Genomic DNA, 627 nt, shown 5'->3' on the forward strand with positions numbered 1-627 from the left:
CCTTAAGAGTCGTGTTTCGGCAGATTGAGGTTGGGCCTGTTCGATTGATCGAGTTGACCAATCGTTCCGGCACCACCCGGACGGTTCTGATCGAAGGCCGAGCCGCCATCCGTGTTGCCCATGCGGGACAACAGCATCTGCGCCAAGCTCTTGATCGTCGTCAGATCGGCCTGCAACTGCTGGCCATTCATTGATCCTCCCGCCATTGCAAGCGCCAGGTCCGCGACAGCAGCCTCCAATTTCAGCAGCACCGGGTTCAACGCGCCAATGGTCGTATCGGGATTGATCGTCGTGGTCAGCGACGTCTTATCATCATGATTACCAGACGTTCCCGTTGCACCCGCCGAGCCCGTCGAGCCGGTCGCTCCAACTCCCGTCGCGCCGGTAGCTCCGGTCGAACTGGTAGCGCCTGCTGCGCCGGTCGCACCAGTTGCTCCCGTCGCTCCGGCAGTGCCGGTCGGACCAGTTGGGCCGGTGTGACCACGGTGGCCTCGCGGACCAGTCGGCCCCCTTGGACCACGTGGACCAGTCGAGCCGGTCGCTCCCGTCGACCCCGCCGGGCCGGTTGCCCCTGTGGCTCCGGCTCTGCCCGTCGAGCCGGTTGCACCCGTCGAACCGGTAGCACCC

General features: G+C 64.9%; 1 protein-coding gene. It reads right to left on the reverse strand.

All coding sequences use genetic code 11. The features are described 5' to 3' along the window. Positions 1-2 precede the first annotated feature (2 nt). Positions 3-260, reverse strand: coding sequence for a hypothetical protein (locus NS334_RS19215; protein WP_035651627.1), 258 nt, complete (start codon positions 258-260; stop codon positions 3-5). Positions 261-627 lie beyond the last annotated feature (367 nt).

Origin of the sequence: Sphingomonas endophytica, from assembly GCF_001476895.1 — a bacterium.
Lineage (GTDB): Bacteria > Pseudomonadota > Alphaproteobacteria > Sphingomonadales > Sphingomonadaceae > Sphingomonas > Sphingomonas endophytica_A.